The following is a 16,180-nucleotide window of genomic DNA, read 5'->3' as shown; positions in this document are numbered from 1 at the left end:
ATGAATCACACCGTCATGCAGATCCTTCTCGCGGGCGTCGTCGTGCTCCCGCTGATCGGCGCGCTCGCGGCGCTGCTCCCAGCGCCGCCGGGACTGAAGGGCCGCAACCCGGACCAGGCCGTGCTCCGCCACGGCGTGACCGTCACCGGTGTCGTGCTGGCCGCGTCCATCGCGCTCGCGGCCGGCTTCGACCACGCCAAGCCCGCGGAGATGCAGGGTCAGACGGATATCAGCTGGATCCCGGCGCTCGGCATCCGTATCCACCTCGGCATCGACGGCATCTCGCTCCCCCTCCTGGTCCTGACCGCGCTGCTGACCTTCCTCTGCGCGCTGTACTCGTACTTCAAAATGCCGGCGGGCCCGTCCCCCAAGGCATTCGTCGCGCTGATCCTCGTGCTGGAGTCCGGCACCCTGGCGACCTTCGCCGTGCTGGACCTGATGCTCTTCTTCCTCGCCTTCGAGATGGTCCTCATCCCGATGTACTTCCTGATCAACCGCTGGGGCGGGGAGAACAGGACGTACGCGGCGTGGAAATTCATCCTCTACACGCTGCTCGGCTCCGTCGTGATGCTGCTGGGCCTCCTCCTCATCGGCCTGAAGTCCGGCACGTTCGACATGGTGGCACTCGCCACTGACAACGGCCCGAAGTCCCAGCTCAGCCACACCGTTCAGCTGCTCGCCGTGCTCGCGATCGGCATCGGCCTGGCGGTCAAGGCGCCGATGTGGCCGCTGCACAGCTGGCTGCCCGACGCCCACACCGCGGCGCCCACCGTCGGCTCGGTCCTGCTGGCCGGCGTCCTGCTGAAGATGGGCACGTACGGTTTCGTGCGCATCGCCCTGCCGATCGCGCCGGACGGCATGCACACCTTCGCGCCGTACCTCGCCGCCTTCGCCGCGATCGGGATCATCTACGGCTCGCTCGCCTGCCTGGCGCTGGCCCGCCGCGGTGCGAAGGGCGACCTCAAGCGCCTGATCGCGTACAGCTCGGTCGGCCACATGGGCTTCGTGCTGCTCGGCATCGCCTCCATGACGCCCACCGGCATCAACGGCGCGCTCTTCGCCAACATCGCCCACGGCCTCATCACCGGCCTGCTCTTCTTCCTGGTCGGCGCGCTCAAGGACCGGTACGGGACCACCGACCTGGACCGGCTCGCGGGCCGCACCGGCGCCGCGCTCTACGGCCGCGCGCCCCGCTTCGGCGGCCTGCTCGCCTTCGCCGCGATCGCCTCGCTCGGCCTGCCGGGCCTGGCCGGCTTCTGGGGCGAGATGCTCGCGATGTTCGGCGCGTTCAAGCCCGCGGCCGGCCTCAGCCGACCCGCCTTCCTGACCTTCATGGTCCTGGCGGGCATCGGCACCCTGCTCACCGCCGCGTACCTCCTGATCGTCGTCCGCCGGGTCTGCATGGGCAGCAAGGAGACCGCCGAGCAGGACGCGCTGGCCGCCGCCACCGGCGAGGGCGCGACCGCCGGGGTGGCCTCCGGCCCGGCCGCCTCGACCACCGTCGCCACGGCCCCCACCGCGGTCAAGGAGCGGGCCCCCGCCGTCCCCGACGTCGCCCCCTACGAGTACGTGGCCTGGACCCCGCTGGCCGCCCTCACCGTCCTCGCCGGTCTCTGGCCGGCGGCCCTGCTGGGCCTCACCGACCCGGCCGTGCAGAACCTCCTCGGAGGCGGTAGCTGATGATGACTGTCCTCGCCGCGGGCGCCGGGAGCGCAGTGGCCGACGGCACCGCCGCGCAGGCCGCCGGCGGTGTCGCGAGCCTCGTCCAGTCCGTCGACTGGCTCGCCATCGCCCCGCCGACCCTCGCCGCGCTCTTCGCGCTGATCGTGCTCGTCACCGATCTCTTCCTCCCCGAGCGCCGCAAGCCGGTACTCGGCTGGATCAGCGTCGCGGGCCTGGTCCTGGCCGGACTGTCCCTGCTGCCCCTCCTCAGGGGCGACCGCACCACCTTCTGCCTGACCGCGCGCCCCGAGGTGTGCAGCTACGCCGCCGACCACTTCGCTGTGGTCATCCAGCTGCTCGTCCTGGGCGGTGCGCTGCTCACCGCGCTGCTGTCGATCAATCCGATCAAGGACCAGAAGCTGCCCGGCGGTGAGTTCTGGTTCCTGCTGCTGTCCTCCGCGGCCGGCGCGGCCCTGCTCCCGGCCTCCCGGGATCTCGCCACGCTGGTCATCGCCCTCGAAGTGGCCTCGCTGCCCGTCTTCGCCCTCGTGGGCATCCGGCGCGGCGACAAGCTCTCCTCCGAGGCGGCGCTGAAGTTCTTCCTCTCCTCGGTCACGGCCACCGCGGTCATGCTGCTCGGCGTCAGCTTCGTGTACGCCGCCACGGGCAGCCTGCACCTGGACCGGGTCGCCGAGGCCCTCACGCACCCGGACCCGCAGCTCGACGTCCTCGCCAAGGCCGGCGTCGCGCTCACCCTCGTGGGCTTCGCTTTCAAGACAGCCGTCGCGCCCTTCCACTTCTGGGTGCCCGACACGTATGTGGGCGCGCCGCTCCCCGTGGCCGCGTACCTCTCCGTGGTCGGCAAGGCAGTCGGCTTCTCCGGCCTGATCGTCGTCACCGTCGAGGCGTTCCCCTCGTACGGCGATGTCTGGGGCCCCGTGCTCGCCGTACTGGCCGCGCTCACCATGACGGTCGGCAACGTCGCCGCGCTGCGCCAGCGCCCCGACCGTGCGCACAGCGCCGTCCGCCTGCTCGCCTGGTCCTCCGTGGGCCAGGCCGGGTATCTGCTGGTGCCGATCGCGTCCGCCGCCTATGCCGACGACGCCGCACACGCCGTCGGCTCCACGGTGGCGTACGCCCTGATGTACGCGGCGGTGAACCTCGGGGCCTTCGCGGTGGCCGCCCTCGTGGCCCGTACGCACCCGGACAACCGCATCGCCGACTACCGGGGCCTGTACGCCTCCCGCCCTCTGTACGCGCTCGCCCTCGGCTTCTTCCTGCTGTGCCTGGCGGGTCTGCCGCCGGGCATCATCGGCCTGTTCGCCAAGGTCACGGTCTTCTCCGCGGCCGTCGACGCGGGCCTGGCCTGGCTGGCCGTCGTGATGGCCGTGAACGTCGTGATCGCGCTCTACTACTACCTGCAGTGGACCGCGGTCCTCTTCCGCGCGCCGGAGGCCGCCCCCGAGGGCGCGGCCGTGCCCGTCGCCCGGCCGCGCATCCCGGCCGCGCTCGCCACCGCGGTCGGCCTCACCGCGCTCGTCGGCATCGTGCTCTCCGGGGCGCCGCAGCTCGTGCTGCGCTTCGCCTCCGGGGCACTGCTCTAGCGCCCCGAAGAGGAACACTCGAACGGACGAACGCCCCCTCCAGGGGGTGCAGGGAACCACGCTCCGCCGTCTGGCGTTGACCAGAAACGGAGGGTCCACTGAAAAGTGGACACGTGATCGCAAAGGGTTCCCCTGCCGCACCACCTGGAGGGCGTACCGTGCACCGCCGGCACAACGGGCTCAGGACCGCGGTTCTCCTCGGAGGACTGTCCGCGCTCATCATCGTCATCGGCAGTATGTTCGGCCGTACGGGCCTGGTCGTCGCCGTCCTCGTCGCGCTGGGCACCAACGCGTACGCGTACTGGAACAGCGACAAGCTCGCCCTGCGCGCCATGCGGGCCCGTCCGGTCAGCGAGTTCCAGGCGCCGCAGCTCTACCGCATGGTCCGCGAGCTCTCCACGGCAGCCCGCCAGCCCATGCCGCGCCTGTACATCTCGCCCACCCAGGCCCCCAACGCCTTCGCCACCGGGCGCAACCCGCGCAACGCCGCGGTCTGCTGCACCGAGGGCATCCTGCAGCTGCTGGACGAGCGCGAGCTGCGCGGCGTCATCGGGCACGAGCTCAGCCATGTCTACAACCGGGACATCCTGATCTCCTCGGTCGCGGGCGCGCTCGCCTCCGTGGTGATGTTCCTGGTGAACTTCGCCTGGCTGATCCCGATCGGCAGGTCGGACGACGACGAGGGCCCCGGGCTGTTCGGCATGCTGCTGATCATGATCCTCGGGCCGGTCGCCGCGTCCCTCATCCAACTCGCCGTCAGCCGCTCCCGGGAGTACGAGGCGGACGCCTCCGGAGCCCGGCTGACCGGCGACCCGCTCGCCCTGGCCTCGGCCCTGCGGAAGCTGGAGTACGGCACCCAGCAGCTACCGCTGCCGCCCGAGCCGCGGCTGGAAACGGCGAGCCACATGATGATCGCCAACCCGTTCCGGGCCGGTGAGGGGCTCTCCAGGCTCTTCTCGACACACCCGCCCATGCGGGAGCGCATCAGCCGTCTGGAGGAACTGGCAGGGTACCGACCGTGAAAACCATCCTGAATGTCATCTGGCTCGTCCTCTCCGGCTTCTGGCTGTTCCTCGGATACGCCCTGGCCGGCGTGATCATGTGCATCCTGATCGTCACGATCCCGTGGGGCATAGCCTCCTTCCGGATCGGCGTGTACGCCCTCTGGCCGTTCGGCCGCACCACGGTCGACCGGCGCGACGCGGGCGCCGCCTCCTGCCTGGGCAACGGCATCTGGCTGCTGCTCGCGGGCTGGTGGCTGGCGATCGGGCACATCGTCACGGGCGTCGCCCTGTGCGTCACGATCATCGGGATCCCGTTCGGCATCGCCAACTTCAAGCTGATCCCGGTCTCCCTGATGCCCCTGGGCCGCGAGATCGTCCCCACGGACCAGCCCTTCGCGGCACGCTGAGGCGGCCCGGACGGCCCGCGGCGGGCCCCGCGCCCCCGCCCGGCCGCCCGTGCCCGGGTACGCCGACGGGGCGGCCCGCGGTGTGCGGTGCCGCCCCGTCCGGTGTGTCCGTGGCCCGTGGGCGCAGCGCCTACCGGTAGTTCACGAACTGGATGGCGAAGTCCAGGTCCTTGCCCTTCAGGAGCTGCTGGACGGACTGGAGGTCGTCGCGGCTCTTGGAGGAGACGCGCAGCTCGTCACCCTGGACCTGGGCCTTGACGCCCTTGGGGCCCTCATCGCGGATGATCTTGGCGACCTTCTTCGCGTTGTCCTGGGAGATGCCCTCCTCGATCGAAGCGAAGATCTTGTACTCCTTGCCGGAGGCCTGCGGCTCGCCCGCGTCCAGGGCCTTCAGCGAGATCCCGCGCTTGACCAGCTTGGACTGGAAGATGTCGAGGACAGCCTTCACCCGCTCCTCGGCGTTGGCACGCATCTCGATCTTCTCGCCGGACCACTCGATCGACGCGCCCACGCCCTTGAAGTCGTAGCGCTGCGAGATCTCCTTGGCGGCCTGGTTGAGGGCGTTGTCGACCTCCTGCCGCTCGACCTTCGAGACGATGTCGAAACTGGAGTCGGCCATGTTGAGTTGGCTCCTCGTGGGTAGATCCGTCAGGGACGCGGCCCGTCCCGGACCGCCCCGCAAGCCTAGCCACCCGCGCCGCGGCCCGGTCATGATCAGGGCGCGCGGAACCGAGTGGCGGACCACCCCCCGCCATCAGGTATGGTTTACGTCGTTGCCACGGAGCACCGCCCAGGCGGGACTCCCGGCAGCAATCCCAGGCGGTGTGCCCGAGCGGCCAAAGGGAGCAGACTGTAAATCTGCCGGCTCAGCCTTCCCAGGTTCGAATCCTGGCGCCGCCACAGGAGAGCGAAAGGCCCCCACGAGAGTGGGGGCCTTTGGCGTTTCCGCTGCACGGTGCGGCGGTGGGGCCTTCGGCGGCCGGCCGCCGAAGGCCCGGTACTCAGGACCGGGCCGCGTTCCGTACCGCGTCCTCGATCGGGGTGTCGCCGCCGATCAGCTCCAGCGTCCGGCCGCTCGTCGCCGGCTCGTCCAGCAGGGCGACCAGCACCGCCGCCACGTCGTCCCGGGAGACCTCGCCCCGGCCCGTGGACTCGGCCAGCCGCACCGACCCGGTGCCCGGGTCGTTCGTCAGCCGGCCCGGCCGCAGAATCGTCCAGTCCAGGGCCGTCCTGGCCCGTACGTCAGCGTCCGCCGCGCCCTTCGCGCGCAGGTAGGCGGCGAACACCGGGTCCGTGCCCTCCGGCGGCTCGTGGTCCGCGCCCATGGCCGAGATCACCACGAACCGCCGTACGCCGGCGGCCTCCGCCGCGTTCGCGAAGAGCTTGGCGGCGTCCCGGTCCACGGTCTCCTTGCGGTCCTCACCGCTGCCGGGGCCCGCGCCCGCGGCGAAGACCGCGGCGTCCGCGCCGTCCAGATGCCGCGCGACCTCGCCGGCCGACGCTTTCTCCAGGTCGCACACGACCGGTTCGGCGCCCGCGGCCAGCAGATCCCCGGCCTGTTCGGGCCGCCGGACGATGCCCGCGACCTCGTCCCCGCGGGCGGCGAGCAGACGCTCCAGCCGCAACGCGATCTGACCATGTCCTCCTGCGATGACAATGCGCATGATCCCGACCGTACGCCCGCACGCGGCGGACCGGGCGCCGAAGCCCCGCACACGCCGTCGGGCGCGCGCTTTCCACGCCATCCGGCGCACAGCGCGCCCGCGGGACGTGGCCGAACATCCCCGGACACCCGCCGGTGCCCCGCACGCGCCGTACGGCCGCTCAGCGCTGCGACTGGCGCGGCAGCTCCAGCGCCACCGTCGCCTCGGAGTCGCAGTACTCGCGGACCGCGCTCGTCCGGGCCACCACCCGCCCCCGGTGCACCACGATCCGGCTGTACGCCAGGGACAGCGCGGCCGCGACGCTGTTCCCGCGCAGGGCCAGCAGCTCGGCCGGGAAGCCCGCCTCCACGCGCACCTCCGGGAGGCCCAGCGTCTCCCGCGCCGCCGCGCTCACCGCCTCGTACGCCTCTTCGGGGGTCGCCTCGCCGCGCGCCGCGAGCAGATACGCGGCCTCCAGCGGGTCGCCCCGGCCGACCGGGTTCGCCGCGTCCCGGAGGGCGCCGCTGCCCGCCGTGACCCGCACCCCGGCCGCCCGCAGCAGCCGTACCGGTGCCGGGCCCGTCACCTGCGAGGACGGCCGCTCCAGGCCCGTGCAGTCGCCCTGCGGCAGGCAGACGACCGTGACCCCGGCCGCCGCCAGCTGCTCGGCAGCGCGCGCGGCCACCCGCCACGGCATCCGGCCCAGCCCCGCGCACGGCCCGATGGCCACACCGGGCCGTAGCCCGCCGGCCATAGCGGCCAGCCGCCCCAGCCGGGCCGGGTCGTCGCCGTCGGTGTGCAGGTCCACGGCGCAGCCGTGCTCGGCGGCCAGCTCCAGGACCGTCTCCGCGTAGCCCGCCGGGTCGGGGTCCAGGTCGGGGCAGCCGCCGACGACCGTGGCGCCCATCTCCACCGCGTCCCGCAGCATCGCCAGTCCGTCCGCGCCCGCGGCACCGGTCAGCAGCCGCGGTACGGCCACGGCGGTCAGGTCGGCGAGGTCGTGCAGCGTCCGGCGGGCCTGGAGGACGGCCTCCAGCGAGCGCAGCCCGGAGACATCACCGATTCGTACGTGCGTCCGCAGCGCCGTCGCGCCGTGCCCGAGGTGCAGCAGCGCCGACTCCGTGGTGCGGCGCTGCACGTCGTCCGGGGCGTCGGAGGCGGGCCCGGAGCAGTCGGCGGTCAGTGCCGTGTCACAGTGCGCGTGCGGCTCGGCCGGGGCCGGCAGCAGCAGATAGCCGTGCAGGTCGATGCGGTGCCCCCGGGCGTCGAGCCGGCCCGCCGTGCCGACCGCCTCGATGCGCCCGCCGCCGAGCCGGACGTCCACCGTCCGGCCGTCGGCCAGCCGGGCGCCGCACAGCGTCAGGGAGTTCGCCTCGGGCCGCTCGGACCGGCCGGCCCCGTGCGGCTTCCCCGGATTCGGCTGCTGACTGCTGTCGGCCATCGCGCTCCTAGGGGTGCAAGATCACGCAGCGTGGTCCGAGCCTAGGGCGCGGTACGGGCGCGTTCGAGCAGGCGCGGAATAGTCGTACCGGTGTGGTGCACGTGGCAGTTGGGGCGACGGGCCGATTCGGATTTCACGTTTGGCTGTCGGCCGTGTAATGTCTTCATCGCTCGCCCCAATAGCTCAGTCGGCAGAGCGTCTCCATGGTAAGGAGAAGGTCTACGGTTCGATTCCGTATTGGGGCTCTGGTGTGTGAGGTACTCACCTTCGGGTGAGTCCCACTCGCATCACAGCGGTGTAGCTCAGTCGGTAGAGCAAGCGGCTCATAATCGCTGTGTCACCGGTTCAAGTCCGGTCACCGCTACACACAGTAGCCGATTGTGGGGTCGGTCCTCCGATCGGCTACTCTTCATGCGTTAATCCGTCCATCTTGTTCGTCAAGGAGCACTCACGTGGCTGCCACCGACGTCCGCCCGAAGATCACGCTGGCCTGCGTGGAGTGCAAGGAGCGGAACTACATCACCAAGAAGAACCGGCGTAACAACCCGGACCGTCTTGAGATGAAGAAGCACTGCCCGCGTTGCAACTCGCACACTGCGCACCGCGAGACGCGATAACAAAGGCGCTGTACTGAAGCAGTAACCACGAGGCCGCCCCCACACCGGGGGCGGCCTTGTGGCGTTGGAGCCTGCGTCACACCTCAGGAGGTTGCGAGCCATGGCGCTCGATCAGTCCTTTGTCGGACGGACGTATCCGCCCACCACTCCGTACGAAGTGGGCCGCGAGAAGATCCGGGAATTCGCCGAGGCGATCGGTGACACCAACCCGGTCTACACGGACACCGAAGCCGCCAAGGCGCTCGGTCACCCCGATGTGATCGCTCCGCCGACTTTTGTGTTCGCCATCACTTTCCAGGCCGCAGGCCAGGTGATCGAGGACCCGCAGCTGGGCCTGGATTACAGCCGGGTGGTGCACGGCGACCAGAAGTTCTCGTACACCCGTCCGGTGCGCTCCGGTGACCGGCTGACCGTCACCTCCACCATCGAGACGATCAAGTCCCTCGCGGGCAACGACATCCTCGACGTCCGCGGCGAGGTGTACGACGAGGCCGGCGAGCACGTGGTGACGGCCGTCACCAAGCTGGTGGCCCGCGCGGCCGACGAGGAGGCCCGACAGCGATGACGGCGAAGATCTCTTACGACGACGTCGAGGTCGGCACGGAACTGCCCGCGCAGACCTTCCCCGTGACGCGCGCCACGCTCGTCCGGTACGCGGGCGCGTCCGGCGACTTCAACCCGATCCACTGGAACGAGAAGTTCGCCAAGGAGGTGGGCCTCCCGGACGTCATCGCGCACGGCATGTTCACCATGGCCGAGGCGGCCCGGGTGATCACGGACTGGGCGGGCGACCCGGCGGCGGTGGCCGAGTACGGCGTGCGCTTCACCAAGCCGGTGGTCGTGCCGAACGACGACCAGGGTGCGGTGATCGAGGTCTCCGGGAAGGTCGCGGCGAAGCTCGACGACGACGCGCGGACGGTACGGGTCGACCTGACGGCCACCAGCGCCGGGCAGAAGGTGCTGGGGATGTCGCGGGCTGTCGTACGGCTCGCCTGAGACGCCGGATGTGCAGGGGGCGCTCCCGGCCCGGTGCCGGGGGCGCTTCCGTGCGCTGAGGGCACCGCTACAGAGGTGCACGCGCAACACTTCAACGGCATACCCTTGCGGGGTGCAGGAACTTCACGACGCCCCCCTCGCCCCCCTGACCACCTTCCGGCTCGGCGGACCCGCCGCGCGGCTCGTCACGGCCACGACCGACGACGAGGTGATCGCGGCCGTCCGCGAGGCCGACGCGAGCGGCACCCCGCTGCTGCTCGTCGGCGGCGGTTCCAACCTCGTCATCGGTGACAAGGGTTTCGAGGGCACCGCGCTGCGCATCGCGACCCGCGGCTTCGCGCTGGACGGCACCGAACTGACCCTCGCGGCCGGTGAGAACTGGTCCGACGCCGTGGCCCGCACGGTCGAGGCGGGCCTGGCGGGCGTCGAGTGCCTGGCCGGCATCCCCGGTTCGGCGGGCGCCACGCCCATCCAGAACGTGGGTGCGTACGGCCAGGAAGTGTCGTCCACCATCACCGAAGTGATCGCTTTCGACCGCCAGGCGGACGAGACGGTGACGCTGACGAACGCCGAGTGCGACTTCTCGTACCGGCACAGCCGCTTCAAGGAGCACCCCGAGCGGTACGTCGTGCTGCGCGTCCGCTTCGCCCTGGAGGACGCCGACGGCCTGTCCGCGCCCATCAAGTACCCCGAGACCGCCCGCGTGCTGGGCGTCGAGGCGGGGGACCGGGTGCCGGCGGCGACCGCCCGCGAGACCGTGCTCAAGCTGCGCGCGGGCAAGGGCATGGTCCTGGACCCCGAGGACCACGACACCTGGTCGGCGGGTTCCTTCTTCACCAACCCGATCCTCACGGCCGACGAGTACCAGGAGTTCGTCGCCAAGGTGCACGCGCGGCTCGGCGACGACGTCATGCCGCCCGCCTTCCCCACCGGGGACGGGCGGACGAAGACCTCGGCCGCCTGGGTGATCGACAAGGCCGGCTTCACCAAGGGGTACGGCGACGGGCCGGCCCGGATCTCCACCAAGCACACGCTCGCGCTCACCAACAGGGGAGCGGCGACGACGGAGGACCTGCTCGCGCTGGCGCGCGAGGTGCGCGACGGCGTGCGCGCGGCCTTCGGGGTGACCCTGGTCAACGAGCCCGTGATGGTGGGCGTCGGGCTCTGAGGCGCGCGGCGTGGCTCAGTAGGCCACGCCCACGCCCTGCTTCACGGTCGCCGCGTCCGTGGCCATCGCGAGCATCGCGTGCGCCACGTCGGCGCGGGAGATCGTCCGGCCGCTGCGCGGCGTTCCGCCGACGGCCGTGCGATACGTGCCGGTCGCCGGCCCGTCGGTCAGCTTCGGCGGGCGCACGGCCGTCCAGTCCGTGGTGGAGCGGGCCAGCTCCGCCTCCATCGCGGTGAGGTCGGTGTAGATGTCCTTCAGGACCGTGCCGATCACCGCCCGCACCGCCCGGTCCAGGAACGGCTCGCCCGCCGGCACCGGGCCCACGGGTGCCGCGCTCACCACCAGGAGGCGGCGTACCTGCTCCGCCTCCATGGCGCGCAGGACGGGGACGGTCACCCGGGTGGCGGTCCCCGCCTCCTTACGAGAGCGCGCGCCCAGCCCCGAGAGCACCGCGTCCCGCCCCGCCACCGCCGGGCGCAGCGCCTCCGGGTCCGCGAGCTCCGCCCGCACCACCTCCAGGCCCGGCCCCGAGACCGTCAGCCGCGCGGGATCACGCACCACCGCCGTCACCTCGTGGCCCGCCGCGAGGCCCTGCTTGACGATCTCCTGTCCGATACCGCCGGTCGCGCCGAAGACCGTGAGCCGGAGCGCCATGATGTCCGCACCTCCAAGAGAAGCGTGAGCAAGGGGTGAGTAAGTGCCCACTCACCCCTTAGGGTGAGTGAATGCCCACCCAGAAGTCAACGCCGGTACGAATCCTCGACGCGGCCCACGAACTGCTGCGCACCACCGGCCTCGCCCGCGTCACGACCAAGGAGATCGCGCGCGGCGCCGGCTGCTCCGAAGCCGCGCTCTACAAGCACTTCGCGAACAAGGAGGAGATCTTCGTACGGGTGCTCAAGGAGCGGCTGCCGAGCGTCGGCCCGCTGCTGGAGGAGCTCACCGCGGACCCGGGGGAGCGCACCGTGGCGGAGTGCCTGACGGCCGTCGCCCGCCGGGCCGTGGACCTGTACGCGCAGACCCTGCCGATCGCCGGCTCGCTCTTCGCCGAGCCCGCGCTGCTCCGGCGGCACCGGGAAGGGCTGGCGGAGCTGGGCACCGGGCCGCAGGAACCGCGCGACCAGCTCGCCCGCTACCTGCGCCGCGAACGGGACCGCGGCCGCATCCGGGCCGACGCCGACCCCGAGGCCGCCGCCGCGCTGCTGCTCGGCGCCTGCTTCCAGCACGTCTTCTTCACGGCCTTCGCGGCGCCGGACGCCGGGCAGGGCGGAGGAGCGGACGAATTCGCCGCGCGGCTGGCCCGTACGGTCCTCACGGGCATCGGCTGAGGCCCCTCGGGGCCCGCGCCGCTCAGCCCGCCAGCCAGGCGTCGATGTCCGCCACCAGCCGCCGCTGCTCGTCCAGCGGCGCACGGGAGCCGCGTACCGACTGCCGGGCCAGCTCGGCCAGTTCGGCGTCCGAGAAGCCGTGGTGCTCGCGGGCGATCTCGTACTGCGCCGCCAGCCGGGACCCGAAGAGCAGCGGGTCGTCCGCGCCCAGCGCCATCGGCACCCCGGCGTCGAACAGCGTCCGCAGAGGCACGTCCTCGGGCTTCTCGTACACGCCCAGCGCCACGTTCGAGGCCGGGCACACCTCGCAGGTCACCCCGGAGTCCGCCAGCCGCCCCAGCAGGCGCGAGTCCTCGGCGGCCCGTACGCCGTGCCCGACCCGGCCGGCGTGCAGGTCGTCCAGGCAGTCCCGGACGCTCGCGGGGCCCGACAGCTCGCCGCCGTGCGGGGCGGCGAGCAGCCCGCCGTCCCGGGCGATCGCGAACGCCCGGTCGAAGTCGCGCGCGAAACCCCGCCGTTCGTCGTTGGAGAGGCCGAAACCCACCACCCCGTGGTCGGCGTAGCGCACCGCAAGGCGGGCCAGCGTACGGGCGTCCAGCGGGTGCTTCATACGGTTCGCGGCGACCAGGACGCGCATGCCGAGTCCGGTCTCGCGGGAGGCGGCGGCCACCGCGTCGAGGATGATCTCCAGCGCCGGGATCAGCCCGCCCAGCCGTGGCGCGTACGAGGTCGGGTCGACCTGGATCTCCAGCCAGCGGGAGCCGTCCCGGACGTCCTCCTCGGCCGCCTCGCGCACCAGCCGCTGGATGTCCTCGGGCGTTCTCAGGCAGGACCGCGCGATGTCGTAGAGCCGCTGGAATCTGAACCAGCCCCGCTCGTCGGTCGCCCGCAGCTTCGGCGGCTCACCGCCGCTCAGCGCCTCCGGCAGGTGGACGCCGTACTTCTCGGCGAGTTCCAGCAGGGTCGAGGACCGCATCGAGCCGGTGAAGTGCAGATGCAGATGGGCCTTGGGCAGCAGACGGAGATCTCGGGCACGCTCCATTCCAGGATCTTGCCGCACACAACCGCCGATCCGGTAGGCCCCTTCCCGAACGGAGGGTTCCGCGAACAGACGAACGGCGGGTCCCGGACAACTTCCGGGACCCGCCGTTCGTCTGTTCACCTCCGAAAATTCGGAGGTGGTGAGGTCACTTCGCCTCGGCCAGCAGCTTCTGGATGCGCGACACGCCCTCGACGAGGTCCTCGTCGCCCAGCGCGTACGAGAGGCGCAGGTAGCCCGGGGTACCGAAGGCCTCGCCCGGGACGACCGCGACCTCGGCCTCCTCCAGGATGACCTCGGCCAGCTCCACGGAGGTCTGCGGACGCTTGCCGCGGATCTCCTTGCCGAGCAGGCCCTTCACCGACGGGTACGCGTAGAACGCGCCCTCCGGCTCCGGGCACACGATGCCGTCGATCTCGTTCAGCATCTGCACGATCTTCTTGCGGCGGCGGTCGAAGGCGACCTTCATCTCGTCGACGGCCTTCAGATCGCCGGAGACGGCCGCGATGGCGGCGGCCTGCGCGACGTTGGAGACGTTCGACGTGGCGTGCGACTGCAGGTTGGTCGCGGCCTTGATGACGTCCTTGGGGCCGATGACCCAGCCCACCCGCCAGCCGGTCATGGCGTACGTCTTCGCCACGCCGTTGACGACGACGCACTTGTCGCGCAGCTCCGGCACCACGACGGGCAGCGAGGAGAACTCCGCGTCGCCGTAGACGAGGTGCTCGTAGATCTCGTCCGTCATGACCCACAGGCCGTGCTCGGCGGCCCAGCGGCCGATCGCCTCGACCTGCTCGCGGCTGTAGACCGCGCCGGTCGGGTTGGACGGCGACACGAAGAGCACGACCTTGGTGTTCTCCGTGCGGGCCGCCTCCAGCTGCTCCACGCTCACGCGGTAGCCGGTCGTCTCGTCGGCCACGACCGGGACCGGGACACCGCCCGCGAGCTGGATCGACTCGGGGTAGGTGGTCCAGTACGGGGCCGGGACGATGACCTCGTCGCCCGGGTCGAGGATCGCCGCGAACGCCTCGTAGATGGCCTGCTTGCCACCATTGGTCACCAGGATGTTGGCGGCCTCGACCTCGTACCCCGAGTCGCGCAGCGTCTTCGCGGCGATCGCGGACTTCAGCTCCGGGAGGCCGCCGGCCGGCGTGTAGCGGTGGAACTTGGGGTTGCGGCAGGCCTCGACCGCGGCCTCGACGATGTAGTCCGGGGTCGGGAAGTCGGGCTCACCGGCGCCGAAGCCGATCACCGGGCGCCCGGCGGCCTTCAGGGCCTTGGCCTTGGCGTCCACGGCCAGCGTGGCGGACTCGGAGATCGCGCCGACACGGGCCGACACGCGACGCTCGGTAGGGGACTGTGCGGGAGGAGTAGCAGCACTCATACCTGCATCGTCCCAGACCGGCCGGGTGCCCGGCACAGGGGTTTGTCCCGGCCGCCCCGGAGGTTCCCGTTCGACGCCCGGCCGCTGACCACGTACACTCGACCACCGTTGGCTCCCCGACGGGTCGTCATCGGCCGTGCGCACACTGCGCCGGTCGCATGCTGTAGGTTGGGGGAACCACAAAGGGTCGTAGCTCAATTGGTAGAGCACTGGTCTCCAAAACCAGCGGTTGGGGGTTCAAGTCCCTCCGGCCCTGCTACACGCACTTCTTCACCGGGGTGCGTGCACGCGTACGTAAGGCAATGCACCGCCGTGCGGGCTCTACCGGGCGCGGCACGGCCACGACCCGGATTCAGGTGAGGACGAGTGACGGACGCCCTGGGCTCCATCGACATGCCTGAGCGTGGTCGCTCCGATGACGACGCCACCGAGTCCAAGAAGAAGCCCCGCCGCGGCGGCAAGCGCGGCAAGAAGGGCCCTCTCGCCCGGCTCGCACTGTTCTACCGCCAGATCATCGCGGAGCTCCGCAAGGTCGTCTGGCCGACGCGAAATCAGCTTTCGACGTACACCACCGTGGTGATCGTCTTCGTAGTCATCGTCATCGGTCTCGTAACCGTGATTGACTTGGGAATCAAAGAAGTCGTCGATTACGTCTTCGCCTGATCCCGCGATGGGCGCCTGAAGCGGGCGCCCGTTCGCATGTTCAACCCCTTGAAGCCAGGAAGAAGCAGCCACAGTGTCTGACCCGAACCTGAACGAGCCCGCCGAGCCCGTCGCGGCGGCAGCGGCCGACGTCGACGCGGCGGCTACGGCCGAGGTCGAGGGCGACGACACCCCGCAGGAGATCGTCGAGGGCGCCGACGCCGTCGACGAGCTCGACGCGGAGGACGCTGCCGCCGGCGAGCCCGCCGAAGAAGCGGCGGTGCACGTCGAGGACGAGGCCGAGGCCACCGAAGAGGTCGCCGAGGATGCAGAGGACGAGGAGCCCGTCGACCCGATCGCGGCGCTCCGCGACGAGCTGCGCGGTCTCCCCGGCGAGTGGTACGTCATCCACACCTACGCGGGCTACGAGAAGCGCGTGAAGGCCAACCTGGAGCAGCGCGCCGTCTCGCTCAACGTCGAGGACTTCATCTACCAGGCCGAGGTCCCCGAGGAAGAGATCGTCCAGATCAAGAACGGCGAGCGGAAGAACGTCCGTCAGAACAAGCTCCCGGGCTATGTGCTCGTGCGCATGGACCTGACGAACGAGTCCTGGGGCGTCGTCCGCAACACCCCGGGTGTCACCGGCTTCGTGGGCAACGCCTACGACCCGTACCCGCTCACGCTCGACGAGATCGTCAAGATGCTCGCCCCGGAGGCCGAGGAGAAGGCCGCCAAGGAGGCCGCCGAGGCCGAGGGCAAGCCGGCGCCGCAGCGCAAGGTCGAGGTCCAGGTGCTGGACTTCGAGGTGGGCGACTCGGTCACCGTCACCGACGGCCCGTTCGCCACGCTGCAGGCCACGATCAACGAGATCAACGCCGACTCGAAGAAGGTCAAGGGTCTCGTCGAGATCTTCGGCCGCGAGACCCCGGTCGAGCTGAGCTTCGACCAGATCCAGAAGAACTGACACCTCCTGGAACACGCACTTCCGAGCAGGTCAGGCGGGTCATCGCGACCGGCCTGACCTGCTCGGTTTTTAGCCGCACCTCTATACCCGTTATCGTTGTGCGGTATGCCTCCATCCGGATGACCGGATAGGCGGCGAAACACCTCTCACATGCCGTGCGAGCCGAAGGGCGCGCCGGTGTCGAAAGGGAGAGCGCGCGGAGGGCCCGAGGCACGAGGCCCCGAGCACGGTCGACCGTCGACGCCGGATTTGAGCGCCCGGAGGCGAGCGCGGGAAAACAG

Annotated in this window: 17 protein-coding genes and 4 tRNA genes; 15 read left to right on the top strand and 6 right to left on the bottom strand. The window is 71.1% G+C overall.

Annotated features, from left to right (window positions below):
* From ACIGQF_RS14715 to ACIGQF_RS14700, 4 genes are all read left to right on the top strand, one after another.
* Positions 1-1,680, top strand: coding sequence for a NuoM family protein (locus ACIGQF_RS14715; RefSeq protein ID WP_399709782.1), 1,680 nt, complete (start codon positions 1-3; stop codon positions 1,678-1,680).
* A gap of 2 nt (positions 1,681-1,682) precedes the next feature.
* Positions 1,683-3,266, top strand: coding sequence for an NADH-quinone oxidoreductase subunit N (locus ACIGQF_RS14710; RefSeq protein ID WP_399710152.1), 1,584 nt, complete (start codon positions 1,683-1,685; stop codon positions 3,264-3,266).
* 158 nt (positions 3,267-3,424) lie between these two features.
* Positions 3,425-4,288: a zinc metalloprotease HtpX gene (gene htpX, locus ACIGQF_RS14705; RefSeq protein ID WP_362212851.1), complete on the top strand. Its 864-nt coding sequence runs from the start codon at positions 3,425-3,427 to the stop codon at positions 4,286-4,288.
* Positions 4,285-4,677, top strand: a complete 393-nt coding sequence (locus ACIGQF_RS14700) for a YccF domain-containing protein (RefSeq protein WP_362212854.1) — start codon at positions 4,285-4,287, stop codon at positions 4,675-4,677. Before htpX ends, ACIGQF_RS14700 begins: the two co-directional genes overlap by 4 nt.
* 130 nt (positions 4,678-4,807) lie before the next feature.
* On the opposite strand, the gene ACIGQF_RS14695 is transcribed toward ACIGQF_RS14700, so the two are convergent.
* Positions 4,808-5,296: a YajQ family cyclic di-GMP-binding protein gene (locus tag ACIGQF_RS14695; protein ID WP_227046462.1), complete on the bottom strand. Its 489-nt coding sequence runs from the start codon at positions 5,294-5,296 to the stop codon at positions 4,808-4,810.
* A gap of 199 nt (positions 5,297-5,495) precedes the next feature.
* On the opposite strand from ACIGQF_RS14695, the gene ACIGQF_RS14690 reads away from it, so the two are divergent.
* Positions 5,496-5,577, top strand: a tRNA-Tyr gene (locus ACIGQF_RS14690).
* Positions 5,578-5,678: 101 nt separating this feature from the next.
* On the opposite strand, the gene ACIGQF_RS14685 is transcribed toward ACIGQF_RS14690, so the two are convergent.
* Both ACIGQF_RS14685 and ACIGQF_RS14680 read right to left on the bottom strand, forming a co-directional pair.
* A complete protein-coding gene (locus ACIGQF_RS14685; RefSeq protein ID WP_399709778.1) occupies positions 5,679-6,341 on the bottom strand; it encodes an SDR family oxidoreductase in 663 nt (220 codons plus the stop codon).
* A 160-nt stretch (positions 6,342-6,501) separates the two neighbouring features.
* The gene (locus ACIGQF_RS14680) at positions 6,502-7,761 is read right to left on the bottom strand and encodes an amidohydrolase family protein (protein WP_399709775.1); all 1,260 of its coding nucleotides are present in this window, start codon (positions 7,759-7,761) and stop codon (positions 6,502-6,504) included.
* A 172-nt stretch (positions 7,762-7,933) separates the two neighbouring features.
* Between ACIGQF_RS14680 and ACIGQF_RS14675 the strand changes: the two genes are divergently transcribed.
* The 6 genes from ACIGQF_RS14675 (at position 7,934) to ACIGQF_RS14650 (ending at position 10,542) form a co-directional block, all read left to right on the top strand.
* Positions 7,934-8,006: transfer RNA gene (locus tag ACIGQF_RS14675), tRNA-Thr, on the top strand.
* Positions 8,007-8,052: 46 nt separating this feature from the next.
* Positions 8,053-8,125, top strand: a tRNA-Met gene (locus ACIGQF_RS14670).
* A gap of 88 nt (positions 8,126-8,213) precedes the next feature.
* Positions 8,214-8,378, top strand: a complete 165-nt coding sequence (rpmG, locus tag ACIGQF_RS14665; RefSeq protein WP_003956487.1) for a 50S ribosomal protein L33 — start codon at positions 8,214-8,216, stop codon at positions 8,376-8,378.
* Positions 8,379-8,478: 100 nt separating this feature from the next.
* Positions 8,479-8,943: a MaoC family dehydratase N-terminal domain-containing protein gene (locus ACIGQF_RS14660; protein WP_399709772.1), complete on the top strand. Its 465-nt coding sequence runs from the start codon at positions 8,479-8,481 to the stop codon at positions 8,941-8,943.
* Entirely contained in the window at positions 8,940-9,374 is a 435-nt protein-coding gene (locus ACIGQF_RS14655) for a MaoC family dehydratase (RefSeq protein ID WP_399709769.1), read from the top strand. Before ACIGQF_RS14660 ends, ACIGQF_RS14655 begins: the two co-directional genes overlap by 4 nt.
* 112 nt (positions 9,375-9,486) lie before the next feature.
* Positions 9,487-10,542 (top strand): UDP-N-acetylmuramate dehydrogenase, encoded by a 1,056-nt coding sequence (locus ACIGQF_RS14650; RefSeq protein ID WP_399709766.1) that lies wholly within the window; start codon positions 9,487-9,489, stop codon positions 10,540-10,542.
* A gap of 15 nt (positions 10,543-10,557) precedes the next feature.
* Here ACIGQF_RS14650 and ACIGQF_RS14645 read toward each other — a convergent pair whose 3' ends face one another.
* Positions 10,558-11,196: an NAD(P)-dependent oxidoreductase gene (locus tag ACIGQF_RS14645; RefSeq protein WP_399709763.1), complete on the bottom strand. Its 639-nt coding sequence runs from the start codon at positions 11,194-11,196 to the stop codon at positions 10,558-10,560.
* 71 nt (positions 11,197-11,267) lie between these two features.
* Between ACIGQF_RS14645 and ACIGQF_RS14640 the strand changes: the two genes are divergently transcribed.
* The gene (locus ACIGQF_RS14640) at positions 11,268-11,870 is read left to right on the top strand and encodes a TetR/AcrR family transcriptional regulator (RefSeq protein ID WP_399709760.1); all 603 of its coding nucleotides are present in this window, start codon (positions 11,268-11,270) and stop codon (positions 11,868-11,870) included.
* A gap of 22 nt (positions 11,871-11,892) precedes the next feature.
* On the opposite strand, the gene ACIGQF_RS14635 is transcribed toward ACIGQF_RS14640, so the two are convergent.
* Entirely contained in the window at positions 11,893-12,912 is a 1,020-nt protein-coding gene (locus ACIGQF_RS14635) for an adenosine deaminase (RefSeq protein ID WP_399709758.1), read from the bottom strand.
* A 145-nt stretch (positions 12,913-13,057) separates the two neighbouring features.
* Positions 13,058-14,293: a pyridoxal phosphate-dependent aminotransferase gene (locus ACIGQF_RS14630; RefSeq protein ID WP_399709755.1), complete on the bottom strand. Its 1,236-nt coding sequence runs from the start codon at positions 14,291-14,293 to the stop codon at positions 13,058-13,060.
* A gap of 183 nt (positions 14,294-14,476) precedes the next feature.
* Between ACIGQF_RS14630 and ACIGQF_RS14625 the strand changes: the two genes are divergently transcribed.
* From ACIGQF_RS14625 to nusG, 3 genes are all read left to right on the top strand, one after another.
* Positions 14,477-14,549, top strand: a tRNA-Trp gene (locus ACIGQF_RS14625).
* A gap of 110 nt (positions 14,550-14,659) precedes the next feature.
* Entirely contained in the window at positions 14,660-14,956 is a 297-nt protein-coding gene (secE, locus tag ACIGQF_RS14620; RefSeq protein ID WP_030619976.1) for a preprotein translocase subunit SecE, read from the top strand.
* Between the two features lie 73 nt (positions 14,957-15,029).
* A complete protein-coding gene (gene nusG, locus ACIGQF_RS14615; protein ID WP_361558173.1) occupies positions 15,030-15,899 on the top strand; it encodes a transcription termination/antitermination protein NusG in 870 nt (289 codons plus the stop codon).
* Positions 15,900-16,180 lie beyond the last annotated feature (281 nt).

The sequence above is a fragment of the Streptomyces sp. NPDC053560 genome (genome assembly GCF_044544605.1).
GTDB lineage: Bacteria > Actinomycetota > Actinomycetes > Streptomycetales > Streptomycetaceae > Streptomyces.
The sequence above is the reverse complement of the archived record's forward strand: the minus strand, read 5'-3'. Positions and strand labels throughout refer to the sequence as shown.